The sequence below is a fragment of the Hydrogenophaga sp. R2 genome (assembly GCF_049843595.1).
Classification (GTDB): Bacteria; Pseudomonadota; Gammaproteobacteria; order Burkholderiales; family Burkholderiaceae_C; genus Hydrogenophaga.
The window spans coordinates 1,442,578-1,469,557 of the sequence record NZ_JBBHZN010000001.1 but is presented as its reverse complement, the minus strand read 5'-3'; the positions used below and the strand labels follow the sequence as shown (position 1 = coordinate 1,469,557).

Sequence of the window (26,980 nt, the reverse complement as noted above, 5' to 3'; positions counted from 1 at the left end):
GTGGTGCATGGCATGAAAGCTGCACCTCCACCGCTGTGAACACGACCGACGCCACCGGCATGCCCCTCCAGCGCATCATCAAGGTGCGGCGGGACTACAACAGCTGGGTCGGCAGCGAAACCATGGAGGACTACGCGCTGCGCTTCACCCCGCAGCGCTTCCGCCGCTGGAGCGAATGGCGGGTGGCCAACACGGCGTTCGGTGCGGCGTCCTTCCTCATCCTGGAGGCCGTGGGTGCCACGCTGCTGGTGCAGTACGGTTTCACCAACGCGGCCCTGGCCATCCTGTGCACCGGGCTCATCATCTTCCTGGCCGGGCTGCCCATCAGCGTGTACGCCGCCCGCTACGGCGTGGACATGGACCTGCTCACCCGGGGCGCGGGTTTCGGCTACATCGGCTCCACCATCACCTCGCTCATCTACGCGTCCTTCACGTTCATCTTCTTCGCGCTGGAGGCGGCCGTCATGGCCTATGCGCTGGAGCTGGCACTCGGCATTCCACCGGCCTGGGGCTACCTGATCTGCGCGCTGGTGGTCATTCCGCTGGTGACGCACGGGGTGTCGGTCATCAGCCGCTTCCAGGTGTGGAGCCAGCCGCTGTGGATCGTGATGATGGTGGTGCCCTTCGTGGCGGTGGCCTGGATGTCGCCCGAGACCTTCACCCAGGTCGCGCACTACGCCGGTGCGGACGGACAAGGTGGTGCATTCCAGTGGCACCTGTTTGGTGCTGCGCTCACCGTGGGCATTGCGCTGATCACCCAGATGGGCGAACAGGCCGACTACCTGCGCTTCATGCCGGCGCCCGTTCCCGGTGCACGCTGGCGCTGGTGGGCCGGTGTGCTGGCCGGCGGGCCGGGCTGGGTGGTGCTGGGCGTGCTCAAGATGCTGGGCGGCGCGGTGCTGGCCTACCTGGCCATCAGCCATGCGGTGCCCACCGACCGGGCGGTGGACCCCAACCAGATGTACCTGGCGGCCTACGAGTACGTGTTCCCGCACCAGGGCTGGGCGATCGCGGCCACGGCGCTGTTCGTGGTGGTCTCGCAGATGAAGATCAACGTGACCAACGCCTACGCCGGCTCGCTGGCCTGGAGCAACTTCTTCTCGCGCATCACCCACAGCCACCCGGGCCGGGTGGTGTGGGTGGTGTTCAACACCCTGATCGCCTTCATGCTGATGGAGATGAAGGTGTTCGAGGCGCTGGGCCAGGTGCTGGGCGTGTACTCCAACATCGCCATTGCCTGGATCATGGCGGTGGTGGCCGACCTGGTGGTCAACAAGCCCCTGGGCTGGTCGCCCAGGGGCATCGAATTCAAGCGCGCCCATCTGTACGACGTGAACCCGGTGGGCGTGGGTGCCATGGTGCTGGCGTCGGTGGTGTCCATCACGGCCCACCTGGGGCTGATGGGGCCGATGGCCGAAGCCTTCTCGGCGGTGATCGCCATGGTCACCGCGTTCGTGACCGCCCCCTTGATCGCCTGGGCCACGAAAGGCCGTTACTACATTGCCCGCCCCCACGCTCCGCCGCTGCGCGATGCCGTGACTCAGCGCTGCGTCATCTGCGAGCGCGAGTACGAGGGGCCCGACATGGCCCACTGCCCCGCCTACCAGGGGCACATCTGTTCGCTCTGCTGCACGCTGGATGCGCGGTGTGGCGATCTGTGCAAGCCGCACGCGCGGCTGTCGGTGCAGTGGGCCGGGGTGCTGCGGCGCTTCATGCCGCGCCGCATCTGGCCGTACCTGGATGCCGGTCTGGCGCACTGGCTGCTGCTGATGCTGGTGATCGCGCCACTGCTGGCGGTGGTGGTGGGGCTGCTGTACCGGCAGGAGGTGCAGGCCCTGGCGCGCGGTCTGGGGCAGGCGCTGCCGGTGCTGGACGCGGCGCTGCGTTCGGGCTTTCTGCGGGTGTACCTGGTGTTGCTGGTGGTGGCCGCTACCGTGGCCTGGTGGCTGGTGCTGGCGCACAAGAGCCGCGAGGTGGCGCAGGAAGAATCCAACCGGCAGACCCGCCTGCTGATGCAGGAGATCGAGTCCCACCGCCGCACCGACGAGGCGCTGCAGCAGGCGCGCCGCGCGGCAGAGATGGCCAACCAGGCCAAGTCGCGCTACATCAGCACCATCAGCCACGAGCTGCGCACCCCGCTCAACAGCATCCTGGGTTATGCCCAGCTGCTGCAGGAGGACGAGCAGCTGGGTGGCCAGCAGGCGCATGCCATCCGCGTCATCCACCGGGGCGGTGAACACCTGCTCTCGCTGATCGAGGGCACGCTGGACATTGCCCGCATCGAGAGCGGCAAGCTGGCGCTGGAGGTGCGCCCCATGGCCTTTGCCGACACGGTGCGCGAGGTGGCCAGCCTGTTCGAGCTGCAGGCGCGCGGCAAGGGGCTGGGCTTCGGCTTCGAGCCGGCGGGCCGCCTGCCCGAAGCCGTGCGGGCCGACGAAAAACGCGTGCGGCAGATCCTCATCAACCTGCTGGGCAATGCGGTCAAGTTCACCCGTCAGGGCCAGGTGCGGCTGCGGGTGGCCTACGCGCGCGAGATGGCGCACTTCGAGGTGCACGACACCGGCCCCGGCATGACGCCGCTGGAGCTGGAGCGGGTGTTCGAACCCTTTGCGCGCGGCCAGGGCGACCGCGCCGTGACCGGCTTGGAAGCGGCGCCCGGCGCGCCCGATGCCGCCATCACCGGCACCGGGCTGGGGCTGACCATTGCCAAGATGCTGACCGACCTCATGGGCGGCGAGCTCACGGTGCGCAGTGCGCCCGGGCAGGGCTCGGTCTTCACCGTGCGCCTGTTCCTGCCCGAGCTCAGCGGCGCCGCACCGCAGCGCAGCGCCGCGGCCCATGTGGCGGGCTACGCCGGGCCGCGCCGGCGCGTGATGGTGGTGGACAACGAAGAGGCCGACCGCGAGCTGATTGCGCGCTGGCTGCTGCCCCTGGGCTTTGATGTGCTGCCGGCCCACAGCGGCCTGGACGCCCTGGCCCAGCTGGAAGGGCTCAGCCCCGGTGGCGCCGGTGCACCGCACGCCATCTTCATGGACCTGGCCATGCCCGGCATCGACGGCTGGGAAACCCTGCGCCGCCTGCGCTCGCGCGGCTGGGGCCATGTGCCGCTGGCCATCGTGTCGGCCAATGCCTTCGACCGCGGCCTGCAGAGCGACATCGAGGGCGGGCGCGGCCACCGCCCGCAGGACTTCTTCGTCAAGCCGGTGCGGCGCGACGATCTGCTGGCCTGGCTGGGCCAGCACCTGTCGCTGCAGTGGATCGCTCCGCCCGACGCGCTGCCCGGCCCCGCAGTGCCGGTGGCGCCGGCCCCGTCCTGGCCCGAGCGCAGCGAGCTGCTGCCGCTGCTGGAGCAGGTGCGCCTGGGCTACACCCGGGGCATCGTGCAGTGGCTCGACGACTGGGTGGAGCGCAGCCCGGCCCATGCCGACCTCGCCCGGCGGTTGCGCGCCATGGCCCGGGAGTTCCGTTTTGACGCCATCGAAGCACTGATCGCCAGCCTGCCCGACGCCCATGCACCCGACTGACCCGTCCCACCTGCCGACCACGGTGGTCGCCACCGCCAGCCCGCTGCGCCAGGGCGGCGCCGCCGTGGTGCTGATCGTCGACGACGTGCCCGACAACGTGGCCCCGCTGCACGACGGGCTGGACGCGGCCGGTTACACCGTGCTGGTGGCGCTGGATGGCGAATCGGCCCTGCGCCGCGCCACCCAGGCCCGCCCGGACCTGATCCTTCTGGATGCGGTGATGCCCGGGCTCGATGGCTTCGAGGTGGCCCGGCGCCTGAAGGCCCAGCCGTCCACCGCCGACATTCCCATCATCTTCATGACCGGGCTGACCGACACCGAGCACCTGGTGGCCGCGCTGGAGGCCGGCGGGGCCGACTACGTCACCAAGCCCATCAAGCCGCGCGAGGTCATGGCCCGCATGGGGGTGCATCTGCGGCAGGCCCGCCTGGCGCGCGAGGGTGCGGTCGAACGCAGCCAGGCCCGGCATGCCCTGGATGCCTTCGGCTACGCCACCATCACCGTGCGCGAGCGCGACGGTCGCCTCATGTGGCAGACCCCGCTGGCCCGCAGCCTGCTGCGCCACCACTGCGGCACCGAGGCGCCCGTCACGCCCGAGCCGGTGCTGGCCTGGCTGCGCCGCCACATGAGCGAAGCCCATGCCTACCGCGAACCGCCGCGCCTGACCCTGGACAACGGCCCGCGCCGCCTGACCTTCCGCCTGCACCAGCGCGTGGGCGACGAAGACCACGACCTGGCCGCCGACACCGGTGGCGACTGGCTCATCGTCATGCAGGAAACCTCGGATGAATCGATGCTGGCCAGCCTGTGCAGCGCCTTCGGCCTGACCGCCCGCGAGGCCGAGGTGCTGTACTGGGTGGTGCGCGGCAAGATCAACCGCGACATCGCCGACATCGTGGGCGCCAGCCCGGCCACGGTGAAGAAGCACCTGGAACGCATCCACGCCAAGATGGGCGTGGAGACCCGCACCGCAGCCGCCGCCATGGCCCTGGCGCGGGTGCCGCAGCTGCAGCAGCCGGGGAGCTGAACGCGATCCCGCTTGCCGCCGGTGCGGCATCAGGCAGGGCTGGCGGCCATTTCCTCGATGCCGCCGAAGCGATCCCACAGGGCGGTCTTGAACCACGCCGGCATGGCGTCCGTCTTCATTTCCAGTTCGGTGCCGTCGGTGGCCTCGGCCACCCAGAGGCGGTCGCTGCCCGAGTTGTCGAACACGTAGGCGCGGTCGGCGCATTCCACGGCGTCCAGCAGCAGATCGAGCGAGCGCTGGTAGCGCGACCGGATCTTGTCCTCGCTCACGTCGTGCCCGCCGCTGGCCACCCGCTGGCGCACCCGTTCCACATTGATGGTCGGGTCTTCGGTGGCCACGTAGTACAGGTAGGTCCGGAAGCCGGCGGCCCGGGCCTGGCAGAAGAAAGCCACCTTGTCGGCCGACGACATGACCGTCTCGAAGGTGAAGGACGTGCGGGTCGCCAGCAATTGCTGGCGCAGAAAGTCCGACAGCACCGAGGTTTCCAGGAAAGACCGCAGCACCGGTCCGGTGGTCTGCACCTCGAACTCAGCCAGCGGCAGACCACCCGTTTCCCGGATGGTCTTCTCGATCTCGTCGGGGTTGATGTAGACCCCCAGCCACTCGGCCGGGATGACTTCCTTGATGGTGCTTTTGCCGGACCCGTTCGGACCGGCGAACATGCGCAGCCGGGGTTGCGGGTCGGTCATCGGCCCGAGCGCACCGCAGGACGCACCCGTTTGAGGCCGATGCTGACCGGCGTGGGTGCCGGCACCGAGCCGATCAGGCGGGAGGTTCCTGCTGCCGTGGTTTCCCGCAGTTGGCCATTGACGGCCTCGATCACCTTGCCGTGCCGGGTCAGGGCCCGGGCCTGTGCCTGCTGCACAGCGCCCTTGGCCAGTTCGGGAATCCGGGATTCCAGACTTTGCAGCGTGGCTTCGTCGAGTCGGTTCATGCCAGGCTCCTTCAGGAAAGTCGTTCATCTTACCCAAGCGGCCCTGACGCCGCCGCCGTACGCCATGCGGCGTACATACGGCCTACAGGGTTCTCCCTAGCATCCTTCTCACCACCCAAGCGGGCCCGTCGGCCCCTGGTGGACACCCCAGGATCACAGGAGAAACGCCATGCCCCGCCACAACCCGATCGACTCCCAACCCCGCCGCCTGACCCTCAAGGCCCTGTCGGTGGCCGCCACCGTGGCCACGCTGGGCCTGGCCGGCCTGCCGGCCCATGCGCAGGACACCATCAAGGTGGGCGTGCTGCACAGCCTGTCCGGCACCATGGCGATTTCGGAGACCGTGCTCAAGGACACGGTGCTCATGGCCATCGACGAGATCAATGCCAAGGGCGGCGTGCTGGGCAAGAAGCTGGAGCCGGTGGTGGTGGACCCCGCTTCCAACTGGCCGCTGTTTGCCGAGAAGGCCCGCCAGCTCATCAGTCAGGACAAGGTGGCCGTGGTGTTCGGCTGCTGGACCTCGGTGTCGCGCAAGTCGGTGCTGCCGGTGTTCGAGGAGCTCAACAGCCTGCTGTTCTACCCGGTGCAGTACGAAGGCGAAGAGCTCAGCAAGAACGTGTTCTACACCGGTGCCGCGCCCAACCAGCAGGCCATTCCGGCGGTGGAATACCTCATGAGCAAGGACGGCGGTTCGGCCAAGCGCTTCGTGCTGCTGGGCACCGACTATGTGTACCCGCGCACCACCAACAAGATCCTGCGCGCCTTCCTCAAGTCCAAGGGCATCCCTGATGCGGACATCATGGAGGAGTACACGCCCTTCGGTCACAGCGACTACCAGACCATCATCGGCAACATCAAGAAGTTCGCCTCGGCCGGCAAGAAGACGGCGGTCATCTCCACCATCAACGGCGACTCCAACGTGCCGTTCTACAAGGAACTGGGCAACGCGGGCCTGAAGGCCACCGACGTGCCGGTGGTGGCTTTCTCGGTGGGTGAGGAAGAGCTGCGTGGCGTGGACACCAAGCCGCTGGTGGGCCACCTGGCGGCCTGGAACTACTTCATGAGCATCAAGAACCCGGCCAACGCCGCGTTCGTCAAGAAGTGGAGCGACTACGCCAAGGCCAAGAACATCCCGGGCCACAAGGACAAGCCACTCACCAACGACCCCATGGAGGCCACCTACATCGGCATCAACATGTGGGCGCAGGCCGTGGCCAAGGCCAAGAGCACCGACACCGACAAGGTGATCGCCGCCATGGCCGGCCAGACCTTCCAGGCCCCGGGTGGTTTCGTGTCCACCATGGACAAGGAAAACCACCACCTGCACAAGCCGGTGTTCATCGGCGAAGTGAAGGCCGACGGCCAGTTCAACGTGGTGTGGAAGACCAAGGGTCCGGTGGTGGCCGATCCGTGGAGCGACTACATCGCCGAGAACAAGGGCAAGAAGAACGTGCCCGAGAAGAAGTGAGCGTGTGGCGGTGACCGTCGCGACCCGACTCCTTGACCTGGCCCGGCGGGCCGGGGCTGTGCTGGCCCTGCCGCTGCTGCTGCTGGCGGCCGGCAGTGCCCAGGCCCTGTCGCCCACCGATGCCCTGACGCTGGCCGCCGGCCAGGGCGACGAGCGGGTCGAGACGCTCAACCGCCTGGTGACCGAAGCCGACCCGCGCGCCGTGGCCCTGATCGAGGCCCTGGCCGACGGTTCGGTGCAGGTGCAGGGCGAGACGGTGCTCATCCTGGCCGCCGATGGCAGCGCCACGGATGCCGTCACCGGCGCGGCGGTCACGCCTGACGGCACCGGCGAGGACGCGGTGGTCAACAACCGCATGCGCGGTGCACTGGCCACGGCACTGGCCGGCCGCGCGCTGTTCGGCACCGACCAGGCCGCGCAGCGCGAGGCCGCCCGCCTGATCCAGCGCGGCAACTTCGACGAACCCGATGCGGCCCAGCTGCCGCTGATCGAGAAAGCCCTGCAGGGCAACCTCGACGACATGGCCCGGGCCGATCTGCAGCGCGCCCGCGCCGCCATCCAGCTCTCCAGCGACGACACGGCCCAGCGCCTGGCTGCGGCGCAGGCCCTGGCCGGGGCGCGCGACCCTTCGCTGCGCCCGGTGCTGGACCGCCAGCTGCAGGCCGAGCAGGACCCGGCGGTCAAGGCGGCCATCAAGGCGGCGCTGGTGTCGCTGGAGCGCTCGCTGATGATCAGCAGCGGCCTGTCGCAGGCCTTCACCGGCATCAGCCTGGGCAGCATCCTGCTGCTGGCCGCGCTCGGCCTGGCCATCACCTACGGGCTGATGGGCGTGATCAACATGGCGCACGGCGAGCTGATCATGATCGGCGCCTACGCCACCTGGCTGGTGCAGGTGTTCTTCCGCCAGCACCTGCCGGAGGCTTTCGACTGGTACTTGCTGGTGGCCATGCCGGTGGCGTTTGCCACCTCGGCCCTGGTGGGTGCGGCCATGGAGCGCAGCGTGATCCGTTTCCTGTACGGCCGCCCGCTGGAGACCCTGCTGGCCACCTGGGGCATCAGCCTGGTGCTGATGCAGGCGGTGCGCAGCCTGTTCGGCGCCCAGAACGTGGGCGTGGAAAACCCCAGCTGGATGAGCGGCAGCATCACCCTCATGGGCCAGCTCACGCTGCCCTGGAACCGGGTGCTCATCATCGTGTTTGCGGCGCTGGTGCTGCTGGGCGTGGCCCTGCTCATCGGCAAGACCCGGCTGGGCCTGTTCGTGCGCGGCGTCACCCAGAACCGGCCGATCGCCTCGTGCATGGGCGTCAACACCGCGCGCATCGACACCTGGGCCTTTGCGCTGGGCTCGGGCATTGCCGGCCTGGCCGGCTGTGCGCTGAGCCAGATCGGCAACGTGGGCCCCGACCTGGGCCAGAGCTACATCGTCGATTCCTTCATGGTGGTGGTGCTCGGTGGCGTGGGCCAGCTGGCCGGCACCGTGTATGCCGCACTCGGCCTGGGCCTGCTCAACAAGTTCATCGAAGGCTGGGCCGGCGCAGTGCTGGCCAAGATCGCCGTGCTGGTCTTCATCATCGTCTTCATCCAGAAACGCCCGCAGGGCATCTTTGCCCAGAAGGGCCGGAGCGCGGAGGCATGACCCACCCCACCGCCCATTCCACCGCCAACCCCGTGGCACTGCCCGAACCCGGGCCGCTGCTCAGCCGTGCCGGCTGGAGCGCCTTCCTGATCGCGCTGCTGGTGGTGTGCGCCCTGGCACCGCTGCTGAACCTGGTGGTGCCCGCCGGCCACCCGCTGCACCTGAGCGACTACCTGGTGGGCCTGCTGGGCAAGATCATGTGCTACGCCATCTGCGCGCTGGCCATGGACCTGATCTGGGGCTACAGCGGCATCCTCAGCCTGGGCCACGGCCTGTTCTTTGCACTCGGCGGCTATGTGATGGGCATGTACCTCATGCGCCAGATCGGCCGCGACGGCAACTACCAGAGCGACCTGCCCGACTTCATGGTGTTCCTGGACTGGAAGGAGCTGCCCTGGCACTGGGCGCTGTCGGACAGCTTTGTCGCCACGCTGCTGCTGGTGGTGCTGGTGCCCGGGCTGGTGGCCTTCGTGTTCGGCTACTTCGCCTTCCGCTCGCGCATCAAGGGGGTGTACTTCTCCATCATCACCCAGGCGCTCACCTATGCCGCGCTGCTGCTGTTCTTCCGCAACGAGACCGGCCTGGGCGGCAACAACGGCTTCACCGACTTCAAGCGCATCCTGGGCATGCCCATTGCCACGCCGGGCATGCGCATGGCGCTGTTCGTCATCACCGGCGTGGTGCTGCTGGCCTTCTTCCTGGGCTCGCGCTGGCTGGTGCGCTCCAAGTTCGGCCGGGTGCTGCAGGCCCTTCGCGATGCCGAGAGCCGGGTCATGTTCTGTGGCTACAACCCGCTGGCCTACAAGCTCGCCATCTGGACGCTCTCGGCCGTGATGTGCGGCGTGGCCGGCGCGCTGTATGTGCCGCAGGTGGGCATCATCAACCCGGGCGAACTCAGCCCGGCCAACAGCATCGAGATCGCGGTGTGGGCGGCGGTGGGCGGGCGCGGCACGTTGATCGGCCCCATCGTGGGTGCCTTCATGGTCAACGGGGCCAAGAGCTGGCTCACCGTGACCTTTCCCGAGTTCTGGTTGTACTGCCTGGGCGCGCTGTTCATCGTGGTCACCCTGTTCCTGCCGCAGGGCGTGGTGGGGCTGGTGAAGAAGCTGCGCCAGCGCAGCGGGAGTTCCGCATGACGCCCGACCTGATGGAAGCCGGCGCGCAGCGCCACCAGCGCCTGACCGGCAACGCCCCGGGCACCACCGAATCCGGCGGCCGCCAGGCCAGCTTCCTGCGGCCGCTGGTGCGCGGCGAGGTCGATGTCTCGCACGGCCGCATCCTGTACCTGGAAGACGTGCATGTGAGCTTCGACGGCTTCAAGGCCATCAATGGCCTGTCGCTGGACATCGCACCGGGCGAGCTGCGCTGCATCATCGGACCCAACGGCGCCGGCAAGACCACCATGATGGACATCATCACCGGCAAGACCCGGCCCGACCGGGGCACGGTCTTCTTTGGCAGCACCATCGACCTGCTGGCCCACCGCGAGGCCGAGATCGCCACCCTGGGCATCGGGCGCAAGTTCCAGAAGCCCACGGTGTTCGAGAACCTCAGCGTGTACGAGAACCTGGAGCTCGCACTCGCCGCTGACCGCCGTGTGGGTGCTGCGCTGCGCTTCCGCCCCGATGGCGCCCAGCGCGACCGCCTGGGCGAGGTGCTGACCACCATCCACCTGGCCGATCAGGTCAATCGCCAGGCCGGGCTGCTGAGCCACGGGCAGAAGCAGTGGCTGGAGATCGGCATGCTCCTGGTGCAGGACCCCCGGCTGCTGCTGCTGGACGAGCCGGTGGCCGGCATGACGGACGAGGAAACCGAACGCACGGCCGAGCTGTTCCGGGGGCTTGCCGGGCGCCATTCGCTCATGGTGGTGGAGCACGACATGGGCTTCGTGCGCGCCCTGGGCGGCAAGGTGACGGTGCTGTGCGACGGCGCCGTGCTGGCCGAAGGTTCGCTGGACGAGGTCCAGGCCGATGAACGCGTGATCGAGGTCTATCTGGGCCGCTGAGGACAACACCCATGAGCTTGCTGGAAGTCAAGGACGTCAATCAGTACTACGGCGGCAGCCACATCCTGCGCAACGTCGGCCTGAGTGCCGCCAAGGGCGAGGTGACCGTGGTGCTGGGCCGCAACGGCGTGGGCAAGACCACGCTGCTCAAGTCGCTGATGGGGCTGGTGCCGGTGGTCAGCGGCAGCGTGGTGCTCGATGGCCAGCCCATCACCACCAGGACGCCGTACGAGCGTGCCCGGCTGGGCATGGGCTATGTGCCGCAGGGCCGCGAGATCTTCGGGCGGCTCACCGTGCACGAGAACCTGCTCATGGGCCTGGCCACCCGGCCCGGCGGCACGCCGATTCCCGAAGAGCTGTTCGAGCTGTTCCCGGTGCTGCGGCAGATGCTGGACCGCCGGGGCGGCGACCTGTCCGGCGGTCAGCAGCAGCAGCTGGCCATTGCGCGGGCGCTGGCCAGCGGCCCGCGCGTGCTCATGCTGGACGAGCCCACCGAGGGCATCCAGCCCAACATCATCAAGGACATCGGCCGCGTGATCCGCATGCTGGCCGACCGGGGCGACATGGCCATCGTGCTGGTGGAGCAGTACTACGACTTTGCCGAAGCCCTGGCCGACCGGTATGTGGTGATGGAGCGTGGCGAGGTGGTGGCCAGCGGGCCGGGCAGCGAGATGTCCACGCGCGGCGTGCGCCAGATGATCGCCATCTGAGCGCGCGCTGGTTCAGCTCACCAGGGTCTCGTCCAGCAGGCCGGGTCGTGAAGGCGTCCTGAAGCCGGCCGGCAGGGCCACGCCGCCGGACTCGACCTCGCGGCTCTCGCCCAGGCGGGGCGGGCGGGCGCGGTAACGTTCGCGCAGGTCGTCCACCTGCACCTGCAGCTCGTCGGCGTCGGGGATGCGGTCGCGGTAGCGGGCCAGCAGCTGGTGGGCCGACTCCAGCAGCTTGCCATTGAGCGTGCGGGTGCCGTCGGCCAGCAGCTGCACGGCGGTGGCGCGGGGGTCGCCCTTGAGCGTCATGCGCATGGCGTCCTCGGTCATCTTGAGGATGCGGGCATGGCCGTCGCGCAGCAGCGCGGTCCAGGCCTCGTGCCCGCCGCGCGCCGCACCGGCCAGCAGTTCGCTCAGCGAGCGGCCGGTGCCGAAACGCAGGGCCAGGGCTTCCACCACCGCCTCGGCGTCCGGTGGTGGCGAGCCGGCCTTGTGCAGCCGGGCCATCAGGCCCAGCAGGTTGCAGGCCGATTCGAAATCGAAGGCCGGATCGCTGATCAGGGCCGACAGCCGCTTGACCGTGTCCACCGCCACCTGCGGCTGCTTGTGCTGCAGCGCGTTGAGGGCGGTCACCACGTCCAGCAGGGCTTGCGGCCGCTCGGGTTCGAAGGCGCGGTCGCGCAGGCGGGTCATGTGCTCCACGCACGACAGCAGGCCACGGTGGTCGTTGTTGTCCAGCCGGGCAAAGGCCAGCAGCACCAGGGCCTGCGGGTCGAACAGCTTGCTGTCCAGGCCGGCGCGGGTGGCGCGGTCCAGCTTCTCCAGCCCCACCGCCTTGTCGCCGGCGTAGAAGGCCAGCGTGCCGTGCTTGAGCAGCCGGGTGATGGAGGACGGCGTGAGCCGGGTGGCCATCTCGAAGGTGGACAGAGCGTTCTCCAGCTGGCCCAGCTCGAACTGGGCGCGGCCCATCACGTCGTAGGCGTCGGCATAGCCGTCGTCGTCGCTGATGAGGGCCTGCAGGGTGCTCATGGCGCGGGCCGGCTGTCCGCCCTCGATCTGTGCCCGGGCCACGCCCAGGCGCGCCCAGGGCAGGGTCTTGGCCTCGATCACGGCCTCGTAGAGCTGCTTCGCGTCGTCGATGGCGCCGCTGCGCAGCATGAGCTCGGCACCGATGCGCGCGGCATACAGCCAGTAGGGCTGGCGGGCTTCAAAGCGCTGCAGGCAGAGCTGCGAAGCGGTGTCGAAGTCCTGCCGGTCGATGGCGCTGAAGATGTCCTGCAGCGCCCGCTTGCGTTGCCGCGCCTGCAGGATGCGTTCGTGCAGCCGCGCGGCGGTGTGCGGCTTGAGCAGGTAGGCGTCCAGCGCCGATTCGGCCGCCTCGGCCACCTTGCTGTAGGTGGCCTCTGCCGTGAGCATGATGAACACCGTGTAGAACGGCAGGATCTGGTTGCGCCGCAGGTCGTCCAGCAGTTCCTGGCCGGAGCTGCTGTCGCGGTCGAACTCCTGCTCGCACACCACCACGTCGAAGCGGGCGGCTTCGAGCTTGCGCCGTGCATCGTGCAGGCGCGAGCACTGCACCACGTTGCCCAGGCCGAGCTCGCGCAGCTGCGCCACCAGGATCGAGCGCGACTGGGGGTTGCCCTCGATGACCAGGGCACTGGCTTCGTGCAGCGGAAGGGGTGCGGCAGGCTGGATGAACATGCAGATGCAGCCCGGCCGCAGGATGCAGCAAGGCCAAGCTGCATTCTGGGTGCGTCCGGCCGCTGGCCATGGCCGGAAAAGACGGCCGTATCCGGGGGATTTCCGGGCTTCAGATGCGCCAGATGCGCGGCGCCTCGGTGCCCAGCCCCCAGGCAGTGGCCCGCCAGGGCGCCCACACGGTCTGGAAGGTGGCCATCAGCGGCTCCACCAGGGCGGCGGTGGCCCGCACCACCACCATGTGCGGGTTGGGCGAGGTGGCGGCCACGCGCACCGGTCCGCTGTCGGGCAGCACGGCGCGGGCGGCGTCCAGCAGCGCCTCGGTGCGTGCCCGGCCCAGCGGCTGCCCGCTGGCCAGCCACAGGCTGCCCAGGCAGCGTTGCCCGTCCAGGCCCAGCGGGCTGTCCAGCAGCCGGGTGTCGGCCGCGTCGATGAGCGACTGCTCCAGCCACAGGCCCTGCACCGACAGGCGCTGGGCGATGCGGCCCCGGTCGAAGGTCTGGCCGGCGGCCGGCAGGCCCAGGGCACACACGTCCCAGCCAATGACCTCGGCGTCGCCCTGCAACACCATCTCCACCTGGTTGAGCGCGTCGCAGCCGGGGTAGGCCAGGGTCTCCAGCGGCACCCATTCCAGCCGGGCGCCGGGCTGCAGGTCCAGCCGCACCCGTTGCGCGGCCAGCCCGGCCTCGCTGCGGTAGAAGCGGGTGGCCCCTGGCGTGGACAGCAGGGCGTGCGCGCCGCTGTGCACCGCCACACCGATGTCCAGCGTGTCGCCGCCCACCAGTCCGGCGGGCGGGTGCACCAGCACGTTGTGGCAGATGGCATCGCCTTCCGGGTAGAGGCTCTTCAGCACCCGCAGCGGGCCGCTGTGGTCGTGCTGCAGCACGGTGCGGCCGAGCTGCAGGGTGTAGTCCAGATCGAGGCGGGCTTGCCAGGGCATGCGGTGCGTCGGCTCGGTGGGTGCCTCAGGGGTGCGTCAGAAGTGCCGGCCGGCGGCGGCCAGGGCGGTCATGTTGAGCACCCGGCGCACGGTGGCGGCGGGGGTCAGGATGTGCACCGTGCGCGCCGCACCCATGAGGATGGGGCCCACGGTCACGCCGCCGCTGGTGGTGGTCTTGAGCACGTTGTAGAGGATGTTGGCGGCATCCAGGTTGGGGCAGACCAGCAGGTTGGCCGAGCCGGTGAGCGTGCTGTCGCCGAGGTAGGCGGCGCGGATCTCGGGCTGCAGCGCGGCGTCGCCGTGCAGTTCGCCGTCGCACTCGATCTCGGGGTGCGCAGCCACGAACAGGTCGCGGGCGCGGGCCATCTTGCGGGCCGAGGCGCGCTTGCTGGACCCGAAGCTGGAGTGCGACAGGAAGGCCACCTTGGGCGGCAGGCCGAAGCGCTGCACCTCCTGCGCGGCCATCCAGGCGATCTCGGCCAGCTCCTCGGCGGTGGGGTCCTCGTTCACATAGGTGTCGGTCACGAACACCGGTCCCCGGTCGGTCATGAGGGCGTTGACGGCGGCGTATTCGGCCACGCCCTCGGCCTTGCCCAGGATGCTGTCGATGCGCTCCAGGTGCGTCATGTAGCTGCCCACCAGGCCGCAGATCAGGGCGTCGGCATCCCCCAGCGAGAGCATGAGCGAACCGATGATGGTGTTGGAGCGGCGCACCGCGGCCTTGGCCACTTCGGGCGTGGCCCCGTGGCGCTTCATGAGCTGGTGGTAGTGCTCCCAGTACTGGCGGAAGCGCGGATCGTCCTCGGGGTTGACGTTCTCCACGTCCACGCCCAGGCGCATGCGCAGGCCGGCCTTCTCGATGCGTGCGGCGATCACGGCCGGGCGACCGATCAGGATGGGCCGTGCCAGCTGGTCGTCGATGGCCATCTGGGCGGCGCGCAGCGCACGCTCGTCCTCGCCGTCGGCGTAGGCCACGCGCTTGCGGTCGGCCGGCACCGCCTTGGCGGCGTTGAACACCGGCTGCATCAGGATGCCGGTCTGGTAGACGAAGCGGCCCAGCTGCTGGCGGTAGGCGTCCATGTCGGTGATGGGCCGCGTGGCCACGCCGGACTCGGCGGCCGCCTGGGCCACGGCCGGGGCGATGCGCAGGATCAGGCGCGAATCGAAGGGCTTGGGGATCAGGTAGTCGGGACCGAAGCTCAGGTCCTGGCCGGCGTAGGCACTGGCCACTTCCTCGCTGGTCTCGCTCTTCACCAGGTCGGCGATCTGGCGCACGCAGGCCAGCTTCATGGCCTCGGTGATGCGGGTGGCGCCGCAGTCGAGCGCGCCACGGAAGATGTACGGGAAGCACAGGACATTGTTGACCTGGTTCGGGTAATCGCTGCGGCCGGTGGCGATGATGCAGTCCGGCCGCACGGCCTTGGCCAGCTCGGGCCGGATCTCGGGCTCGGGGTTGGCCAGTGCCAGGATGATGGGCTGGCGCGCCATGGTCTTGACCATTTCGGCGGTCAGCACGCCGGGGGCCGAGCAGCCCAGGAACACGTCGGCCCCGTTCACCGCATCGGCCAACGTGCGCTTGTCGGTGGCCTGCGCGTAGCGCTGCTTGGACTCGTCCAGCCCGCCCGGGCGGCCCTGGTAGATGACGCCCTTGGAGTCGCACACGAAGATGCGGTCACGGCTCACGCCCAGGCCCACCATCACGTCCAGGCAGGCGATGGCGGCCGCACCCGCGCCCGACACCGCCACGGTCACCTCGCCGATGGCCTTGTTCACCAGTTCCAGCCCGTTGAGCAGGGCGGCCGCGCTGATGATGGCCGTGCCGTGCTGGTCGTCGTGGAACACCGGGATGTTCATGCGCTCGCGCAGCTGCTTCTCGATGTAGAAGCACTCGGGCGCCTTGATGTCTTCCAGGTTGATGCCGCCCAGCGTGGGTTCGAGCGCGGCAATGATCTCGATCAGCTTGTCCGGGTCCTTCTCGGCCAGCTCGATGTCGAACACGTCGATGCCGGCGAATTTCTTGAACAGGCAGCCCTTGCCCTCCATCACCGGCTTGCTGGCCAGCGGCCCGATGTCGCCCAGGCCCAGCACGGCGGTGCCGTTGGTGACCACGCCCACCAGGTTGCCCCGGCTGGTGAAGTCGGCGGCCAGGTTGGGGTCGGCCTCGATCGCCAGGCAGGGGTAGGCCACGCCGGGGGAGTAGGCCAGCGACAGGTCGCGCTGGTTGGACAGCGGTTTGGTCGGGGTGACCGACACCTTGCCGTGGCGGGGCGAGCGGTGGTATTCGAGCGCGGCGTCGCGCAGGGCTTGTTCGGCGGGTGTCATGGCTTGTCTCCGGTCGTCACGGGCGCGGGGGCGCCCAAAAAGGGATGGATTGTGCTCCTGTCGATGGATGCCCCGCTGGCGGCCGGGCATGAAAAAACCCGCCACTCGGGCGGGTTCTTCGGGAGCAGGCCCAAGGCCTTCACTTGTTGCGCTGGCCTTCGGTCAGGGTGTCGAGCTGGAAGCGGCCGCTCTTGTCCCACAGCCACACGTCGGTGTAGGTCACCCGGCCCATGCGCACCGGCGCCGGAAACGGGGCGGCCGAGCGCACGGTGCGTTCGATCTCGCGCATCACCTCGGGCACATGGCTGGGCGCGCGCATCCAGTTGAGCTGTCGTACCTCGCCCAGGTGATCCACCTCCACCTGCAGCACGCCCACGGCGTGCATCAGGGGTGGCAGCTGGCCCTTGTAGATGCGCTCGCTGTTGAGCTTGTAGATGTGCTGGGCGCCGTCCTTGCGGTACTCCAGCGGCGAGCTGGCCTGCGACACCAGCTTGGGCTTGGGTGCTGCCACCGACGGGGGCGGAGGCGGCGGGGGAGGGGGCGGCGGCGGCGGTGCCGGCGGCAGCGGCGCGGCGCAGGAGGCCAGCAGCACGGCAGTGGCAGCGCCCAGCCAGCCCCAGGGCCGGCGGAGTGCAGAGTGGCCTGCGCCGGGCTGGGCGGGCAGGGGGGCGGGCGGAATGTCTTTCATGGGTGGAACCTCGCAAGGTCGGGTGGGGCGCCGTGGGGCAATCGCTCGACCGGCCGGAGTGTAGTTCCGAACCGGGGCCGTGGTGGCCTGGTTATCACGCAATCCTGCCGCTTTGAACACGCCTTACCTCCGGACACAGGTCTGTGGCCGACGGGCGCCAGCGCCCTTGCCGCTGGTGCGGCTGGATCCTTCCGTCTGTCGCCGTGGGGCCATGGGTTCTGCGGTACCCTCACCGGCATCCCTTCAGCACCCATCCGTTTCAGATTCACATCAGCATGAAAACGCAAGCCGCCGTCGCCTGGAAAGCCGGGCAACCCCTGACCATCGAGACCGTCGACCTGCAAGGCCCCCAGTTCGGCGAGGTCCTGGTGGAGATCAAGGCCACCGGCATCTGCCACACCGACTACTACACCCTGAGTGGCGCCGATCCCGAAGGCATCTTCCCGGCCATCCTGGGCCACGAGGGCGCCGGCATCGTGGTGGACGTAGGCCCGGGCGTGACCAGCCTGAAGAAGGGCGATCACGTGATTCCGCTCTACACGCCCGAGTGCCGCCAGTGCAAGTTCTGCCTGAGCCGCAAGACCAACCTGTGCCAGCTCATCCGCGGCACCCAGGGCAAGGGCCTGATGCCCGATGCCACCAGCCGCTTCAGCATCGACGGAAAGCCCATCTTCCATTACATGGGCACCAGCACCTTCAGCAACTACACCGTGGCGCCCGAGATCAGCCTGGCCAAGATCCGCGAGGACGCGCCCTTCGACAAGGTCTGCTACATCGGCTGCGGCGTGACCACCGGCATCGGCGCCGTGCTGTTCACGGCCAAGGTGGAGGCGGGTGCCACGGTGGCCGTGTTCGGCCTGGGCGGCATCGGCCTGAACGTGATCCAGGGTGCAAAGATGGTGGGTGCCGACAAGATCATCGGCATCGACATCAACCCGGCCCGCGAAGCCATGGCGCGCCGGTTCGGCATGACGCACTTCATCAACCCCAAGGAAGTGCCCAATGTGGTCGATGCCATCGTCCAGCTCACCGACGGCGGTGCCGACTACAGCTTCGAATGCATCGGCAACACCCAGGTCATGCGCCAGGCGCTGGAGTGCACCCACAAGGGCTGGGGCCGCAGCATCATCATCGGCGTGGCCGAGGCGGGTGCCGAGATCAGCACCCGCCCGTTCCAGCTGGTCACCGGCCGCAAGTGGGAAGGCTCGGCCTTCGGCGGCGCCCGCGGCCGGACCGACGTGCCCAGGATCGTCGACTGGTACATGGAAGGCAAGATCAACATCGACGACCTCATCACCCACAAGCTGCCGCTCTCGCGCATCAACGAAGGCTTCGACCTCATGAAGCGCGGCGAGTCGATCCGCACCGTGGTCGAGTACTGACCGGGCCCGCACCGACATGACCGAGCGTCCCCGCCGCTTCGACCTGATCGCCTTCGACTGGGACGGCACGCTCTACGACAGCACCGCCGTCATCGCCCGCTGCATCCAGCTGGCGGTGGCCGATGTGGGCGGCACCGTGCCCAGCGACGAGGCGGCGCGCTACGTGATCGGCATGGGCCTGATGCAGGCCCTGGCCCATGCCGCGCCCGACGTGCCCCCCGAGCGCTACCCCCAGCTCGGCGAGCGTTACCGCCACCACTACATGGCGCACCACAACGACCTGTCGCTGTTCGACGGTGTGCTGCCCCTGCTGCAGCGCCTGCGCCAGCGCCACCACTGGCTGGCGGTGGCCACCGGCAAGAGCCGGCGCGGCCTGGACGAGGTGCTGCACACGGTCGAGCTCAAAGGCATGTTCGACGGCTCGCGCACCGCCGACAAGACCGCCGGCAAGCCCCATCCACGCATGCTGCACGAGCTCATGCGGGAGTTCGGCGTCGAGCCCGAGCGCACCCTCATGATCGGCGACACCACCCACGACCTGCAGATGGCGCTCAACGCCGGCTGCGCCAGCGTGGCGGTGAGCTATGGCGCGCACGAGCCCGCCACGTTTGCCGAACTGCAGCCGCTGGCCGTGGCCCATTCGGTGGCCGAGCTGCAGCGCTGGCTCGACGACCACGCCTGAGGTGACCGGCCATGTCCCCCGCCGACGACCTGATCCCGCTGTGCAACAGCGCCGACCTGCAGGACGGCGGTCGGGCGGTGCCGTTCGACATCAACCACGCCGGCCAGACCTGCCGGGCCTTTGCCATCCGCTGGCAGGGGCGGGTGCACGCCTATCTCAACCGCTGCACCCATGTGGCCATGGAGCTGGACTGGCAGCCCGACCGGTTCTTCGACGATTCGGGCCGCTGGCTGCTGTGCGCCACCCACGGTGCCCACTACGCGCCCGACACCGGTGCCTGCCAGGGCGGCCCCTGCCGGGGCGGTCTGGTCAAGATCGAGCTGGTGGAGGACCGTGGCGTGGTCCACTGGCGTTCACAATACCCGTTCAAACCCGTTGAATTCTGAGCCTGCGGGCACTCCCCCATGAACGAACACGACCCCTTTCCCATGACGTCTCCCGGACCCCTGGACGCCGACAAGCCGGCCCGAGCCGCACCGTCGGCGGCCCCCGCAACGGCCCCTGCCGGCTGGGAGCGGGAGACCATCGAGAAGCTGCTGTTCGCCACCCTGCGCGAGCAGCAGTCGGTGCGCCGCTGGCGGCTGTTCACCCGGCTGATGTGGCTGGTGCTGTTCGGTGCGGTGGTCTGGCTGATCTACTCGGCCGAAGCCAGCTCCACCTCCAGCAGCTCGCCGCACACGGCGGTCATCAATGTCAAGGGCGAGATCGCCGACGGCGCCGAGGCCAGTGCCGAGAACATCGTGGGCTCGCTCAAGTCGGCCTTTGAAGACAGCGGCTCCCAGGCGGTGGTGCTGCTGATCAACTCGCCCGGCGGCAGCCCGGTGCAGGCCGGCATCATCAACGACGAGGTCACCCGCCTGAAGGCGCTGCACAACAAGAAGGTGTACGCCGTGGTCGAGGAAACCTGTGCCTCGGCGGCCTACTACATCGCCGCCGCGGCCGACGAGATCTACGTGGACAAGGCCAGCCTGGTGGGCAGCATCGGCGTGCTCATGGACGGCTTCGGCTTCACCGGCCTGATGGACAAGCTGGGCATCGAGCGTCGCCTGATGACCGCCGGCGAGAACAAGGGCATGCTCGATCCCTTCAGCCCGCAGGACGACAAGCAGCGCGCCTACATCCAGTCCATGCTGGGCGAGATCCATGCCCAGTTCATCGACGTGGTCAAGAAGGGCCGTGGCGAGCGGCTGAAGGAAGGCCCCGACACCTTCAGCGGCCTGGTCTGGAGCGGCCAGCAGGCGGTGCAGCTGGGCCTGGCCGACGGCCTGGGCAACCTGGACTTCGTGGCCCGCGAGATCGTCAAGGCCGAGGACATCGTGGACTACACCCACCGCGAGAACGTGGGTCTGCGCCTGGCCAAGCGCTTCGGCGCCAGCGTGGGCGAGGGCATGTTCCACGCCGCCCGCGCCGCCGGGGTGCAGCTGCGCTGAAACGTCCGGATACGTCCGGGGAAGCGGGGGAAACCGGGACTCCCTAAGATCCCGGGTTTTCCCTGATCTGGAGGACTTCCCCGCATGACGCCCATCCGCAAGGCCGTGTTCCCCGTCGGTGGTCTCGGCACCCGCTTTCTGCCGGCCACCAAGGCCATCCCCAAGGAAATGCTGCCGGTGGTGGACAAGCCGCTCATGCAGTACGCGGTGGAAGAGGCCTACGCGGCCGGCATCCGCGAGATGATCTTCGTCACCGGCCGCAACAAGCGCGCCATCGAGGACCACTTCGACACCGCCTATGAGCTCGAGGCCGAACTGGAGGCTGCCGGCAAGGGCGCTCTGCTGGAGCTGGTGCACTCCATCAAGCCCGACGACATGGACGTGTTCTATGTGCGCCAGCCCCGCGCCCTCGGGCTGGGCCATGCGGTGCTGTGCGCCGAGCGCCTGGTGGGCGATCAGCCCTTTGCGGTGCTGCTGGCCGACGACCTGATGATGGGGCGCGACCAGCTCCAGGGCGGCCCCACCGTGCTGGGCCAGATGGTCGATGCCTTTGCCCGCAGCCCGGGCACGGTGCTGGCGGTACAGGACGTGCCCCGGGCCGACACGCGCCGCTACGGCGTGGTCGACGTGCGCGGCGCCACCGCCCCGCTGGCCGAGGTGTTCGGCATGGTGGAAAAGCCCCATCCCGACCAGGCCCCGTCCACGCTGGCCGTGGCCGGTCGCTACATCCTCACCCCGGCGGTGTTCGAGAGCATCCGCCGGCAGCCGCGCGGGGCCGGTGGCGAGATCCAGCTCACCGACGGCATTGCCGCGCTGATCGGCACCGAAAAGGTCCAGGCCTTCCGCTACGAGGGCCGCCGTTACGACTGCGGCAGCAAGGAAGGCTTTCTGGAGGCCACTATCGACCTGGCGCTGGCCAACCCCGACCTGTCGGCTTCGGTGCGGGCGCACCTGGCCAGGGTCATGGGCTGACCGGGCGGGCCGGTCGGGCGGCGGGTGTCAGCCGCCCAGCATGAACACCGCCGGCAGGTCCAGCGGCAGGGCCTGGGCCCAGCCCGGGTGCTGGCGCCAGTCGGCCACGGTGGCGCTGCGGATGGCCTGCGTCGGCAGGCCCAGCCCGGCCGCCACCGCCAGCCGCGTGCCCGGCTGCAGCGTCTGCACCAGGGCGGCCAGCAGCGCCGCATTCCGGTAGGGCGTCTCGATCAGCAGCTGGGCCTGCTGCAGGCGCAGAGCCGTGGCCTCCAGGGCCCGCAGGCGCTGGCTGCGCTCGGCACTGTCCTGCGGCACATAACCCACGAAGGCGAATTGCTGACCATTGAGCCCGCTGGCGGCCAGCGCGAGCATCAGCGACACCGGACCGGTCAGCGGACACACCTCGATGCCCAGCGCGTGCGCGGCGCGCACCACCGCACTGCCCGGGTCGGCCACGGCCGGCATGCCGGCCTCGCTGACCAGTCCCATGTCGTGGCCCTGCAGCGCCGGCTCCAGCAGGGCGCGGGCGGCGCGGTCCAGTTCGGCATCGGGCCGGTGATCGCCCTTCTTGTGGGCGGCACGGGGCAGCTCGGCGATGTGCTGGGCCTGCAGCGGCGCTGCCAGGGCATGGACGCTGTCCACCCGCTTGAGGAAGGCCCGGGTGGACTTGGCGTTTTCGGTGATCCAGTGGGTCAGGCCGCTGGCGGTGCGCAGCGTGGCGTCGGGCAGCCAGTCGGTCATCGGCAGGCTGGTGTCCACGCCGAAATCCAGCGGCGTGGGCACCAGGAACAGGCGGCCCCGGCTCATGGCAGCGTCATGCCGGCCGCGCGCAGCAATCGGCAGGTGCGGATCAGGGGCAGGCCGATGAGCGCGGTGGGGTCGTCGCTGTCGATGCGCTCCAGCAGCGAGATGCCCAGGCCCTCGCTGCGCGCGCTGCCGGCACAGTCGTAGGGCTGCTCGGTGCGTAGATAGCGTTCGATCTCCGCGTCGGAGAGGTCGCGGAACACCACCTGCACCGACGCCAGTTCCACCGAATCGAACCCGGTGGCCTCGCACACCACGGCCAGCGCGGTCTGGAACACCACGGTGCGCCCGCGCATGCGGCGCAGCTGGGCCACAGCCCTGGCATGGTCGCCCGGCTTGCCCAGCGGCTCGCCCGCCAGGTCGGCCACCTGGTCGCTGCCGATCACCACCGCCTGCGGATGCCGGCGGGCCACGGCCCAGGCCTTGGCCCGGGCCAGCCGCAGGGCGAGGTCGCGCGGCGATTCGCCGGGCAGGGGGGTCTCATCCACCTCGGGCGCCACCACCTCGAAGGGCAGGGCCAGCCGCTCCAGCAGCTCGCGCCGGTAGCGGGAGGTGGACCCCAGGATCAGGAGTCGTTCGGGCATGGGGCCACGCCGGAAGACGGGCGTGGTTTCGGACAGGTCGGCTTCGCTCATGCCCTGCATTCTCCACCGCTCCACTACACTGCCGCCCCATGAACAAACCGACCCGCACCGTCTGGAACCCGTCCCGGCTGGATGCCGCCGCGTTCGCCCAGGCCGATGCCGTGCTCGAAGGGCAGACCGCGCTGACCGAGCTGGCGCGCCTGGCCGAAGACCTTCACCTTCCGCACGATGCGCCGCTCCAGGGCCAGGTGGCCTGGACGCTGCGGGGTGAACTGCGCGAGCCGCGCGCCGGCCAGCAACCCGATGTCTGGCTCCACCTGACGGCCAGCGTCACCGTGCCCCTGACCTGCCAGCGCTGCCTGGGCCCGGTCGACACGCCGCTGGACGTGGACCGCTGGTTCCGTTTCGTGGCCGACGAGGCCGCCGCCGAAGCCCAGGACGACGACTGCGAGGAAGACCTGCTGGCCCTGGAACCCCGGCCCGACATGATCGCCGTGCTGGAGGACGAACTGCTCATGTCCTTGCCCCTGGTGCCCATGCACGACACCTGTCCTGAGCCCGTTCCGCTGGGCGATGCTGCTCCCGATACCGAAGCGAAGGCCGAGCGCCCCCATCCGTTCGCGGAGCTGGCCCGCCTGCGGGGCAAGACGCCCGGCTGACATGGCCGGGCGTGGGGCCATGGACCCGGCGCACCTTCGGGCTATAATGCTTGGCTTTGCGCCAGCGTCCGTCTGACCGACCCGTCAGGCCTCACCGAAACACAGGAGCCCATCATGGCCGTCCAGCAGAACAAGAAGTCCCCCTCCAAGCGCGGCATGCACCGTTCGCACAACGCCCTGAACGTGCCGGGCATCGCGGTTGAGCCGACCACCGGCGAGACCCACCTGCGTCACCACATCAGCCCCAACGGCTTCTACCGTGGTCGCCAGGTCCTGAAGAACAAGTCCGAAGCCTGATTCCGGGCGCCAGCCGGCACGGCTGCGCCTGCGCGTGGCCCCTGGCAGTCCGGCAGACACAGGCCCGCATGACGCATGCGGGTCTTTTTTTTGCAAGGGCGCTCGGCAGCGTCCACTCGGGATGTTGAGATGATCACCGTCGCTGTGGATTGCATGGGGGGAGACATCGGGCCGCAGGTCACGATGCCCGCCTGTGCCGCGTTTCTCGCCAGCCACCCGCAGGCCCGCCTGCTGCTGGTCGGCAGGCCCGACCTGGCCAGTGAATGGCCGCAGCTGGCCCGGCACGACCGGGTGGAGTGGGTGACCGCCACCGAGGTGGTGACCATGGACGACCCGGTCGAGGTCGCGCTGCGGCGCAAGAAGGACTCCTCGATGCGTGTGGCCATCGAGCAGGTCAAGAAAGGACAGGCCCAGGCGGCCGTGTCCGCCGGCAACACCGGCGCCCTGATGGCCATCGCCCGTTATGTGCTCAAGACGCTGGACGGCATCGACCGCCCCGCCATTGCCACGCAGATGCCCAATGCCCGGGGTGGCGCCACCACCGTGCTCGATCTGGGCGCCAACGTCGACTGTTCGGCCGAACACCTGCTGCAGTTCGCGGTGATGGGGTCTGCCCTGGTGGCCGCGGCCACCGGCAAACCCGAGCCGTCGGTGGGCCTGCTCAACGTGGGCGAAGAGGTCATCAAGGGCAGCGAGACCATCAAGAAGGCCGGCCAGCTGCTGCGCGATGCGGCGGCTTCGGGCGATCTGAACTTCGCCGGCAACATCGAGGGCAACGACATCTTCAAGGGCACCACCGACATCGTGGTGTGCGACGGCTTCGTGGGCAATGTGGCGCTCAAGGCCAGCGAGGGTCTGGCGTCGATGATCGGCGGCTTCCTGCGGGAAGAGTTCTCCAGCAGCATCTGGCGCAAACTGGCTGCCATCGTGGCCTATCCGGTGCTTTCTTCCTTCAAGAAGCGGGTGGATCACCGGCGCTACAACGGCGCTGCCCTGCTGGGCCTGCAGGGCCTGGTGTTCAAGAGCCACGGCTCGGCCGACGCATTTGCCTTCGAACAGGCGCTGGGGCGCGCTTATGATGCCGCCCACCGCGGCATGCTGGACAACGTCCGCGACCGCATCGCCCGCGCCGCGCCCCTGCTGGTCCCGGATTCGGTGCCTGGCGCCCTGAAGAACATTCCGACGATCTGATCCCCGGCGGCGCAGGCCGCCCGACCGATCCGACCGTCCCGAACCGACTGCAGTCCCATGACACGTCATTCCCGCATCACCGGAACCGGCAGCTGCCTGCCGCCCCGCCGCCTCACCAACGCCGACATGGTCGACCTGCTGGCGGCGCGCGGCGTGGAGACCAGTGACGACTGGATCGTGGAACGCACCGGCATCCGCGCCCGGCACTTCGTGGCCGACGGCGTGTTCGCCAGCGATCTGGCCACCGAGGCCGCCCGCCGCGCCATCGAGGCGGCCGGCGCCGATCCGGCGTCCATCGACCTGATCATCGTGGCCACCTCCACGCCGGACATGGTGTTCCCGTCCACTGCCGCCATCGTTCAGCACAAGCTGGGTCTGGCCGGCTGCCCGGCGTTCGACGTGCAGGCGGTGTGCAGCGGCTTCGTCTATGCCCTCACGGTGGCCGACGCCATGATCCGCAGCGGTTCGGCCAGCAAGGCGCTGGTGATCGGCTCGGAAGTGTTCTCGCGACTGCTCGACTTCAACGACCGCACCACCTGCGTGCTGTTCGGCGACGGTGCCGGCGCGGTGGTGGTGGAGGCGTCCGACACCCCGGGCATCCTGGCCACCGACCTGCACGCCGATGGCCGCCATGTGGGCATCCTGTGTGTGCCCGGCCATGTGAACGGCGGCCAGATCCTGGGCGACCCGGTGCTCAAGATGGACGGTCAGGCGGTGTTCAAGCTGGCGGTGGGCGTGCTGGAGGAGGCTGCCCGTGCCGTGCTGGCCAAGGCCGGCCGTACCGAGGCCGACATCGACTGGCTCATTCCCCACCAGGCCAACATCCGCATCATGCAGAGCACGGCCCGCAAGCTCAAGCTGCCGATGGACAAGGTGGTGGTCACCGTGGACCAGCATGGCAACACCTCGGCCGCCTCCATCCCGCTGGCGCTGGACCATGCGGTGCGTGCCGGGCAGGTCAAGCCGGGCGACACGCTCATGCTCGAAGGCGTGGGCGGTGGCTTCACCTGGGGCGCGGTGCTGGTGGATTTCTGACCGGTCCGACCCTCCGCTCAACTTTTTCCGATCAACACCATGAGTTCATCTGCTTTCGTCTTTCCCGGCCAGGGCTCGCAGGCCGTGGGCATGCTGGACGCCTGGGGCGACCACCCCGTCGTGCGCGACACCCTGCAGGAAGCCTCCGATGCCCTGGGCGAAGACATCGGTCGCCTGATCCACGAAGGCCCCAAGGAAGCCCTGGCGCTCACCACCAACACCCAGCCGGTGATGCTGGTGGCCGGCGTGGCCGCCTGGCGCGTGTGGCGTGCCGAAGGCGGCGCCATGCCGGCCGTGATGGCCGGTCATTCCCTGGGTGAGTACACCGCCTGGGTGGCGGCGGGTGCCCTGACGCTGGCCCAGGCCGCGCCGCTGGTGCGTTTCCGGGCGGCTGCCATGCAGGAGGCCGTGCCCGTGGGCACCGGCGCCATGGCCGCCATCCTGGGCATGGACGCCGAGCGGGTGCGCGCCGGCTGTGCCGAGGCGCAGGCCAGTTTCGGCGCCGGCAGCGGCGAGGTGGTGGAGGCCGTCAACTTCAACGACCCGGCCCAGACCGTGATCGCCGGCAGCAAGGCTGCGGTGGAGAAGGCCTGCGAAGTGCTCAAGGCCAACGGCGCCAAGCGTGCGCTGCCGCTGCCGGTGTCGGCCCCGTTCCATTCCAGCCTCATGAAACCGGCCGCCGACAAGCTGCGCGAGAAGCTCGCCGCCACCGTGCTGGCCCCGGCCCTGGTGCCGGTCATCAACAACATCGACGTGGCCATCGAGACCGATGCCGACCGCATCCGCGACGCTCTCTACCGCCAGGCCTTCGGTCCGGTGCGCTGGGTGGAGTGCGTGCAGGCCATCAAGGCCCGTGGCGTGACCCACGTGGTGGAGTGCGGCCCGGGCAAGGTGCTGGCCGGCATGGTCAAGCGCATCGACGCCGAGCTGCAGGGGCTGGCCCTGTACGACCCGGCCACCCTGGCCGACGTCAAGGCCGCCCTGGCCTGAACTCC

At 69.3% G+C, this 26,980-nt stretch carries 25 protein-coding genes; 17 read left to right on the top strand and 8 right to left on the bottom strand.

The annotated features are described in order from the left end of the window. The first annotated feature begins 59 nt into the window (after window positions 1–59). Together WD026_RS07085 and WD026_RS07080 are read left to right on the top strand one after the other, a co-directional pair. Complete coding sequence (locus WD026_RS07085) at window positions 60–3,524, top strand: hybrid sensor histidine kinase/response regulator (protein WP_425723215.1); 3,465 nt, start codon at window positions 60–62, stop codon at window positions 3,522–3,524. Next, complete coding sequence (locus WD026_RS07080) at window positions 3,511–4,551, top strand: response regulator (RefSeq protein WP_425722917.1); 1,041 nt, start codon at window positions 3,511–3,513, stop codon at window positions 4,549–4,551. The genes WD026_RS07085 and WD026_RS07080 overlap by 14 nt, the downstream gene beginning before the upstream one ends. 29 nt (window positions 4,552–4,580) lie before the next feature. Here the strand turns inward: WD026_RS07080 and WD026_RS07075 are convergent, their stop codons facing one another. Then, window positions 4,581–5,240, bottom strand: coding sequence for a zeta toxin family protein (locus WD026_RS07075; RefSeq protein WP_425722916.1), 660 nt, complete (start codon window positions 5,238–5,240; stop codon window positions 4,581–4,583). Then, window positions 5,237–5,485: a hypothetical protein gene (locus WD026_RS07070; RefSeq protein ID WP_425722915.1), complete on the bottom strand. Its 249-nt coding sequence runs from the start codon at window positions 5,483–5,485 to the stop codon at window positions 5,237–5,239. The genes WD026_RS07075 and WD026_RS07070 overlap by 4 nt, the downstream gene beginning before the upstream one ends. Window positions 5,486–5,654: 169 nt before the next feature. Between WD026_RS07070 and urtA the strand changes: the two genes are divergently transcribed. From urtA to urtE, 5 genes are read left to right on the top strand one after another with little or no spacing between them, the layout of a single operon-like run. After that, the gene (gene urtA, locus WD026_RS07065) at window positions 5,655–6,953 is read left to right on the top strand and encodes an urea ABC transporter substrate-binding protein (protein ID WP_425722914.1); all 1,299 of its coding nucleotides are present in this window, start codon (window positions 5,655–5,657) and stop codon (window positions 6,951–6,953) included. A 37-nt stretch (window positions 6,954–6,990) separates the two neighbouring features. Further along, window positions 6,991–8,589, top strand: coding sequence for an urea ABC transporter permease subunit UrtB (gene urtB, locus WD026_RS07060; RefSeq protein ID WP_425723214.1), 1,599 nt, complete (start codon window positions 6,991–6,993; stop codon window positions 8,587–8,589). Continuing rightward, window positions 8,586–9,725, top strand: a complete 1,140-nt coding sequence (gene urtC / locus WD026_RS07055; protein ID WP_425722913.1) for an urea ABC transporter permease subunit UrtC — start codon at window positions 8,586–8,588, stop codon at window positions 9,723–9,725. The genes urtB and urtC overlap by 4 nt, the downstream gene beginning before the upstream one ends. Next, the gene (gene urtD, locus WD026_RS07050) at window positions 9,722–10,594 is read left to right on the top strand and encodes an urea ABC transporter ATP-binding protein UrtD (RefSeq protein ID WP_425722912.1); all 873 of its coding nucleotides are present in this window, start codon (window positions 9,722–9,724) and stop codon (window positions 10,592–10,594) included. The genes urtC and urtD overlap by 4 nt, the downstream gene beginning before the upstream one ends. A gap of 17 nt (window positions 10,595–10,611) precedes the next feature. Then, window positions 10,612–11,304 (top strand): urea ABC transporter ATP-binding subunit UrtE, encoded by a 693-nt coding sequence (urtE, locus tag WD026_RS07045; RefSeq protein WP_425723213.1) that lies wholly within the window; start codon window positions 10,612–10,614, stop codon window positions 11,302–11,304. Window positions 11,305–11,316: 12 nt separating this feature from the next. Here urtE and WD026_RS07040 read toward each other — a convergent pair whose 3' ends face one another. From WD026_RS07040 to WD026_RS07025, 4 genes are all read right to left on the bottom strand, one after another. Then, complete coding sequence (locus tag WD026_RS07040) at window positions 11,317–13,002, bottom strand: response regulator (RefSeq protein ID WP_425722911.1); 1,686 nt, start codon at window positions 13,000–13,002, stop codon at window positions 11,317–11,319. Window positions 13,003–13,111: 109 nt separating this feature from the next. Continuing rightward, window positions 13,112–13,939 (bottom strand): urease accessory protein UreD, encoded by an 828-nt coding sequence (locus tag WD026_RS07035; protein ID WP_425722910.1) that lies wholly within the window; start codon window positions 13,937–13,939, stop codon window positions 13,112–13,114. 36 nt (window positions 13,940–13,975) lie between these two features. Further along, complete coding sequence (locus tag WD026_RS07030) at window positions 13,976–16,261, bottom strand: NADP-dependent malic enzyme (protein ID WP_425722909.1); 2,286 nt, start codon at window positions 16,259–16,261, stop codon at window positions 13,976–13,978. 139 nt (window positions 16,262–16,400) lie between these two features. After that, window positions 16,401–16,949, bottom strand: a complete 549-nt coding sequence (locus WD026_RS07025) for a hypothetical protein (RefSeq protein WP_425722908.1) — start codon at window positions 16,947–16,949, stop codon at window positions 16,401–16,403. A gap of 275 nt (window positions 16,950–17,224) precedes the next feature. Here WD026_RS07025 and WD026_RS07020 point away from each other — a divergent pair, with 275 nt between their 5' ends. The 5 genes from WD026_RS07020 (at window position 17,225) to galU (ending at window position 21,415) form a co-directional block, all read left to right on the top strand. Beyond that, complete coding sequence (locus WD026_RS07020) at window positions 17,225–18,331, top strand: S-(hydroxymethyl)glutathione dehydrogenase/class III alcohol dehydrogenase (protein ID WP_425722907.1); 1,107 nt, start codon at window positions 17,225–17,227, stop codon at window positions 18,329–18,331. A 16-nt stretch (window positions 18,332–18,347) separates the two neighbouring features. After that, entirely contained in the window at window positions 18,348–19,013 is a 666-nt protein-coding gene (locus WD026_RS07015) for an HAD family hydrolase (protein ID WP_425722906.1), read from the top strand. 11 nt (window positions 19,014–19,024) lie between these two features. After that, complete coding sequence (locus tag WD026_RS07010) at window positions 19,025–19,399, top strand: Rieske (2Fe-2S) protein (RefSeq protein WP_425722905.1); 375 nt, start codon at window positions 19,025–19,027, stop codon at window positions 19,397–19,399. Between the two features lie 42 nt (window positions 19,400–19,441). Further along, entirely contained in the window at window positions 19,442–20,443 is a 1,002-nt protein-coding gene (locus tag WD026_RS07005; protein ID WP_425722904.1) for a S49 family peptidase, read from the top strand. An 84-nt stretch (window positions 20,444–20,527) separates the two neighbouring features. Next, window positions 20,528–21,415, top strand: a complete 888-nt coding sequence (galU, locus tag WD026_RS07000) for a UTP--glucose-1-phosphate uridylyltransferase GalU (protein WP_425722903.1) — start codon at window positions 20,528–20,530, stop codon at window positions 21,413–21,415. 27 nt (window positions 21,416–21,442) lie between these two features. Here the strand turns inward: galU and WD026_RS06995 are convergent, their stop codons facing one another. Both WD026_RS06995 and WD026_RS06990 read right to left on the bottom strand, forming a co-directional pair. Next, window positions 21,443–22,222, bottom strand: coding sequence for an SAM-dependent methyltransferase (locus tag WD026_RS06995; protein ID WP_425722902.1), 780 nt, complete (start codon window positions 22,220–22,222; stop codon window positions 21,443–21,445). After that, window positions 22,219–22,803, bottom strand: a complete 585-nt coding sequence (locus WD026_RS06990; protein WP_425723212.1) for a Maf family protein — start codon at window positions 22,801–22,803, stop codon at window positions 22,219–22,221. Before WD026_RS06990 ends, WD026_RS06995 begins: the two co-directional genes overlap by 4 nt. Window positions 22,804–22,892: 89 nt before the next feature. On the opposite strand from WD026_RS06990, the gene WD026_RS06985 reads away from it, so the two are divergent. The 5 genes from WD026_RS06985 (at window position 22,893) to fabD (ending at window position 26,975) form a co-directional block, all read left to right on the top strand. Further along, entirely contained in the window at window positions 22,893–23,462 is a 570-nt protein-coding gene (locus WD026_RS06985; protein WP_425722901.1) for a YceD family protein, read from the top strand. Window positions 23,463–23,576: 114 nt separating this feature from the next. Continuing rightward, window positions 23,577–23,759: a 50S ribosomal protein L32 gene (rpmF, locus tag WD026_RS06980; RefSeq protein ID WP_005794249.1), complete on the top strand. Its 183-nt coding sequence runs from the start codon at window positions 23,577–23,579 to the stop codon at window positions 23,757–23,759. Between the two features lie 129 nt (window positions 23,760–23,888). Continuing rightward, window positions 23,889–24,950, top strand: a complete 1,062-nt coding sequence (gene plsX / locus WD026_RS06975; protein ID WP_425722900.1) for a phosphate acyltransferase PlsX — start codon at window positions 23,889–23,891, stop codon at window positions 24,948–24,950. Window positions 24,951–25,007: 57 nt separating this feature from the next. Beyond that, complete coding sequence (locus WD026_RS06970; RefSeq protein WP_425722899.1) at window positions 25,008–25,985, top strand: beta-ketoacyl-ACP synthase III; 978 nt, start codon at window positions 25,008–25,010, stop codon at window positions 25,983–25,985. Between the two features lie 39 nt (window positions 25,986–26,024). Continuing rightward, window positions 26,025–26,975 (top strand): ACP S-malonyltransferase, encoded by a 951-nt coding sequence (fabD, locus tag WD026_RS06965; RefSeq protein WP_425722898.1) that lies wholly within the window; start codon window positions 26,025–26,027, stop codon window positions 26,973–26,975. The last annotated feature ends 5 nt before the right edge of the window (window positions 26,976–26,980 follow it).

Bases quoted from the DNA above. Each gene is read 5' to 3' on its own strand.
- WD026_RS07010 (WP_425722905.1), top strand. From the start codon at position 19,025: ATGTCCCCCGCCGACGACCTGATCCCGCTGTGCAACAGCGCCGACCTG.
- WD026_RS06985 (WP_425722901.1), top strand. From the start codon at position 22,893: ATGAACAAACCGACCCGCACCGTCTGGAACCCGTCCCGGCTGGATGCC.
- WD026_RS06995 (WP_425722902.1), bottom strand. From the start codon at position 22,222: ATGAGCCGGGGCCGCCTGTTCCTGGTGCCCACGCCGCTGGATTTCGGC.
- plsX (WP_425722900.1), top strand. From the start codon at position 23,889: ATGATCACCGTCGCTGTGGATTGCATGGGGGGAGACATCGGGCCGCAG.
- WD026_RS07085 (WP_425723215.1), top strand. From the start codon at position 60: ATGCCCCTCCAGCGCATCATCAAGGTGCGGCGGGACTACAACAGCTGG.
- WD026_RS06970 (WP_425722899.1), top strand. From the start codon at position 25,008: ATGACACGTCATTCCCGCATCACCGGAACCGGCAGCTGCCTGCCGCCC.
- fabD (WP_425722898.1), top strand. From the start codon at position 26,025: ATGAGTTCATCTGCTTTCGTCTTTCCCGGCCAGGGCTCGCAGGCCGTG.
- WD026_RS07080 (WP_425722917.1), top strand. From the start codon at position 3,511: ATGCACCCGACTGACCCGTCCCACCTGCCGACCACGGTGGTCGCCACC.
- WD026_RS07020 (WP_425722907.1), top strand. From the start codon at position 17,225: ATGAAAACGCAAGCCGCCGTCGCCTGGAAAGCCGGGCAACCCCTGACC.
- urtD (WP_425722912.1), top strand. From the start codon at position 9,722: ATGACGCCCGACCTGATGGAAGCCGGCGCGCAGCGCCACCAGCGCCTG.
- WD026_RS07070 (WP_425722915.1), bottom strand. From the start codon at position 5,485: ATGAACCGACTCGACGAAGCCACGCTGCAAAGTCTGGAATCCCGGATT.
- rpmF (WP_005794249.1), top strand. From the start codon at position 23,577: ATGGCCGTCCAGCAGAACAAGAAGTCCCCCTCCAAGCGCGGCATGCAC.
- galU (WP_425722903.1), top strand. From the start codon at position 20,528: ATGACGCCCATCCGCAAGGCCGTGTTCCCCGTCGGTGGTCTCGGCACC.
- WD026_RS07040 (WP_425722911.1), bottom strand. From the start codon at position 13,002: ATGTTCATCCAGCCTGCCGCACCCCTTCCGCTGCACGAAGCCAGTGCC.
- WD026_RS07030 (WP_425722909.1), bottom strand. From the start codon at position 16,261: ATGACACCCGCCGAACAAGCCCTGCGCGACGCCGCGCTCGAATACCAC.
- WD026_RS07035 (WP_425722910.1), bottom strand. From the start codon at position 13,939: ATGCCCTGGCAAGCCCGCCTCGATCTGGACTACACCCTGCAGCTCGGC.
- WD026_RS07075 (WP_425722916.1), bottom strand. From the start codon at position 5,240: ATGACCGACCCGCAACCCCGGCTGCGCATGTTCGCCGGTCCGAACGGG.
- urtC (WP_425722913.1), top strand. From the start codon at position 8,586: ATGACCCACCCCACCGCCCATTCCACCGCCAACCCCGTGGCACTGCCC.
- WD026_RS07005 (WP_425722904.1), top strand. From the start codon at position 19,442: ATGACGTCTCCCGGACCCCTGGACGCCGACAAGCCGGCCCGAGCCGCA.
- WD026_RS06990 (WP_425723212.1), bottom strand. From the start codon at position 22,803: ATGCCCGAACGACTCCTGATCCTGGGGTCCACCTCCCGCTACCGGCGC.
- WD026_RS07015 (WP_425722906.1), top strand. From the start codon at position 18,348: ATGACCGAGCGTCCCCGCCGCTTCGACCTGATCGCCTTCGACTGGGAC.
- urtA (WP_425722914.1), top strand. From the start codon at position 5,655: ATGCCCCGCCACAACCCGATCGACTCCCAACCCCGCCGCCTGACCCTC.
- WD026_RS07025 (WP_425722908.1), bottom strand. From the start codon at position 16,949: ATGAAAGACATTCCGCCCGCCCCCCTGCCCGCCCAGCCCGGCGCAGGC.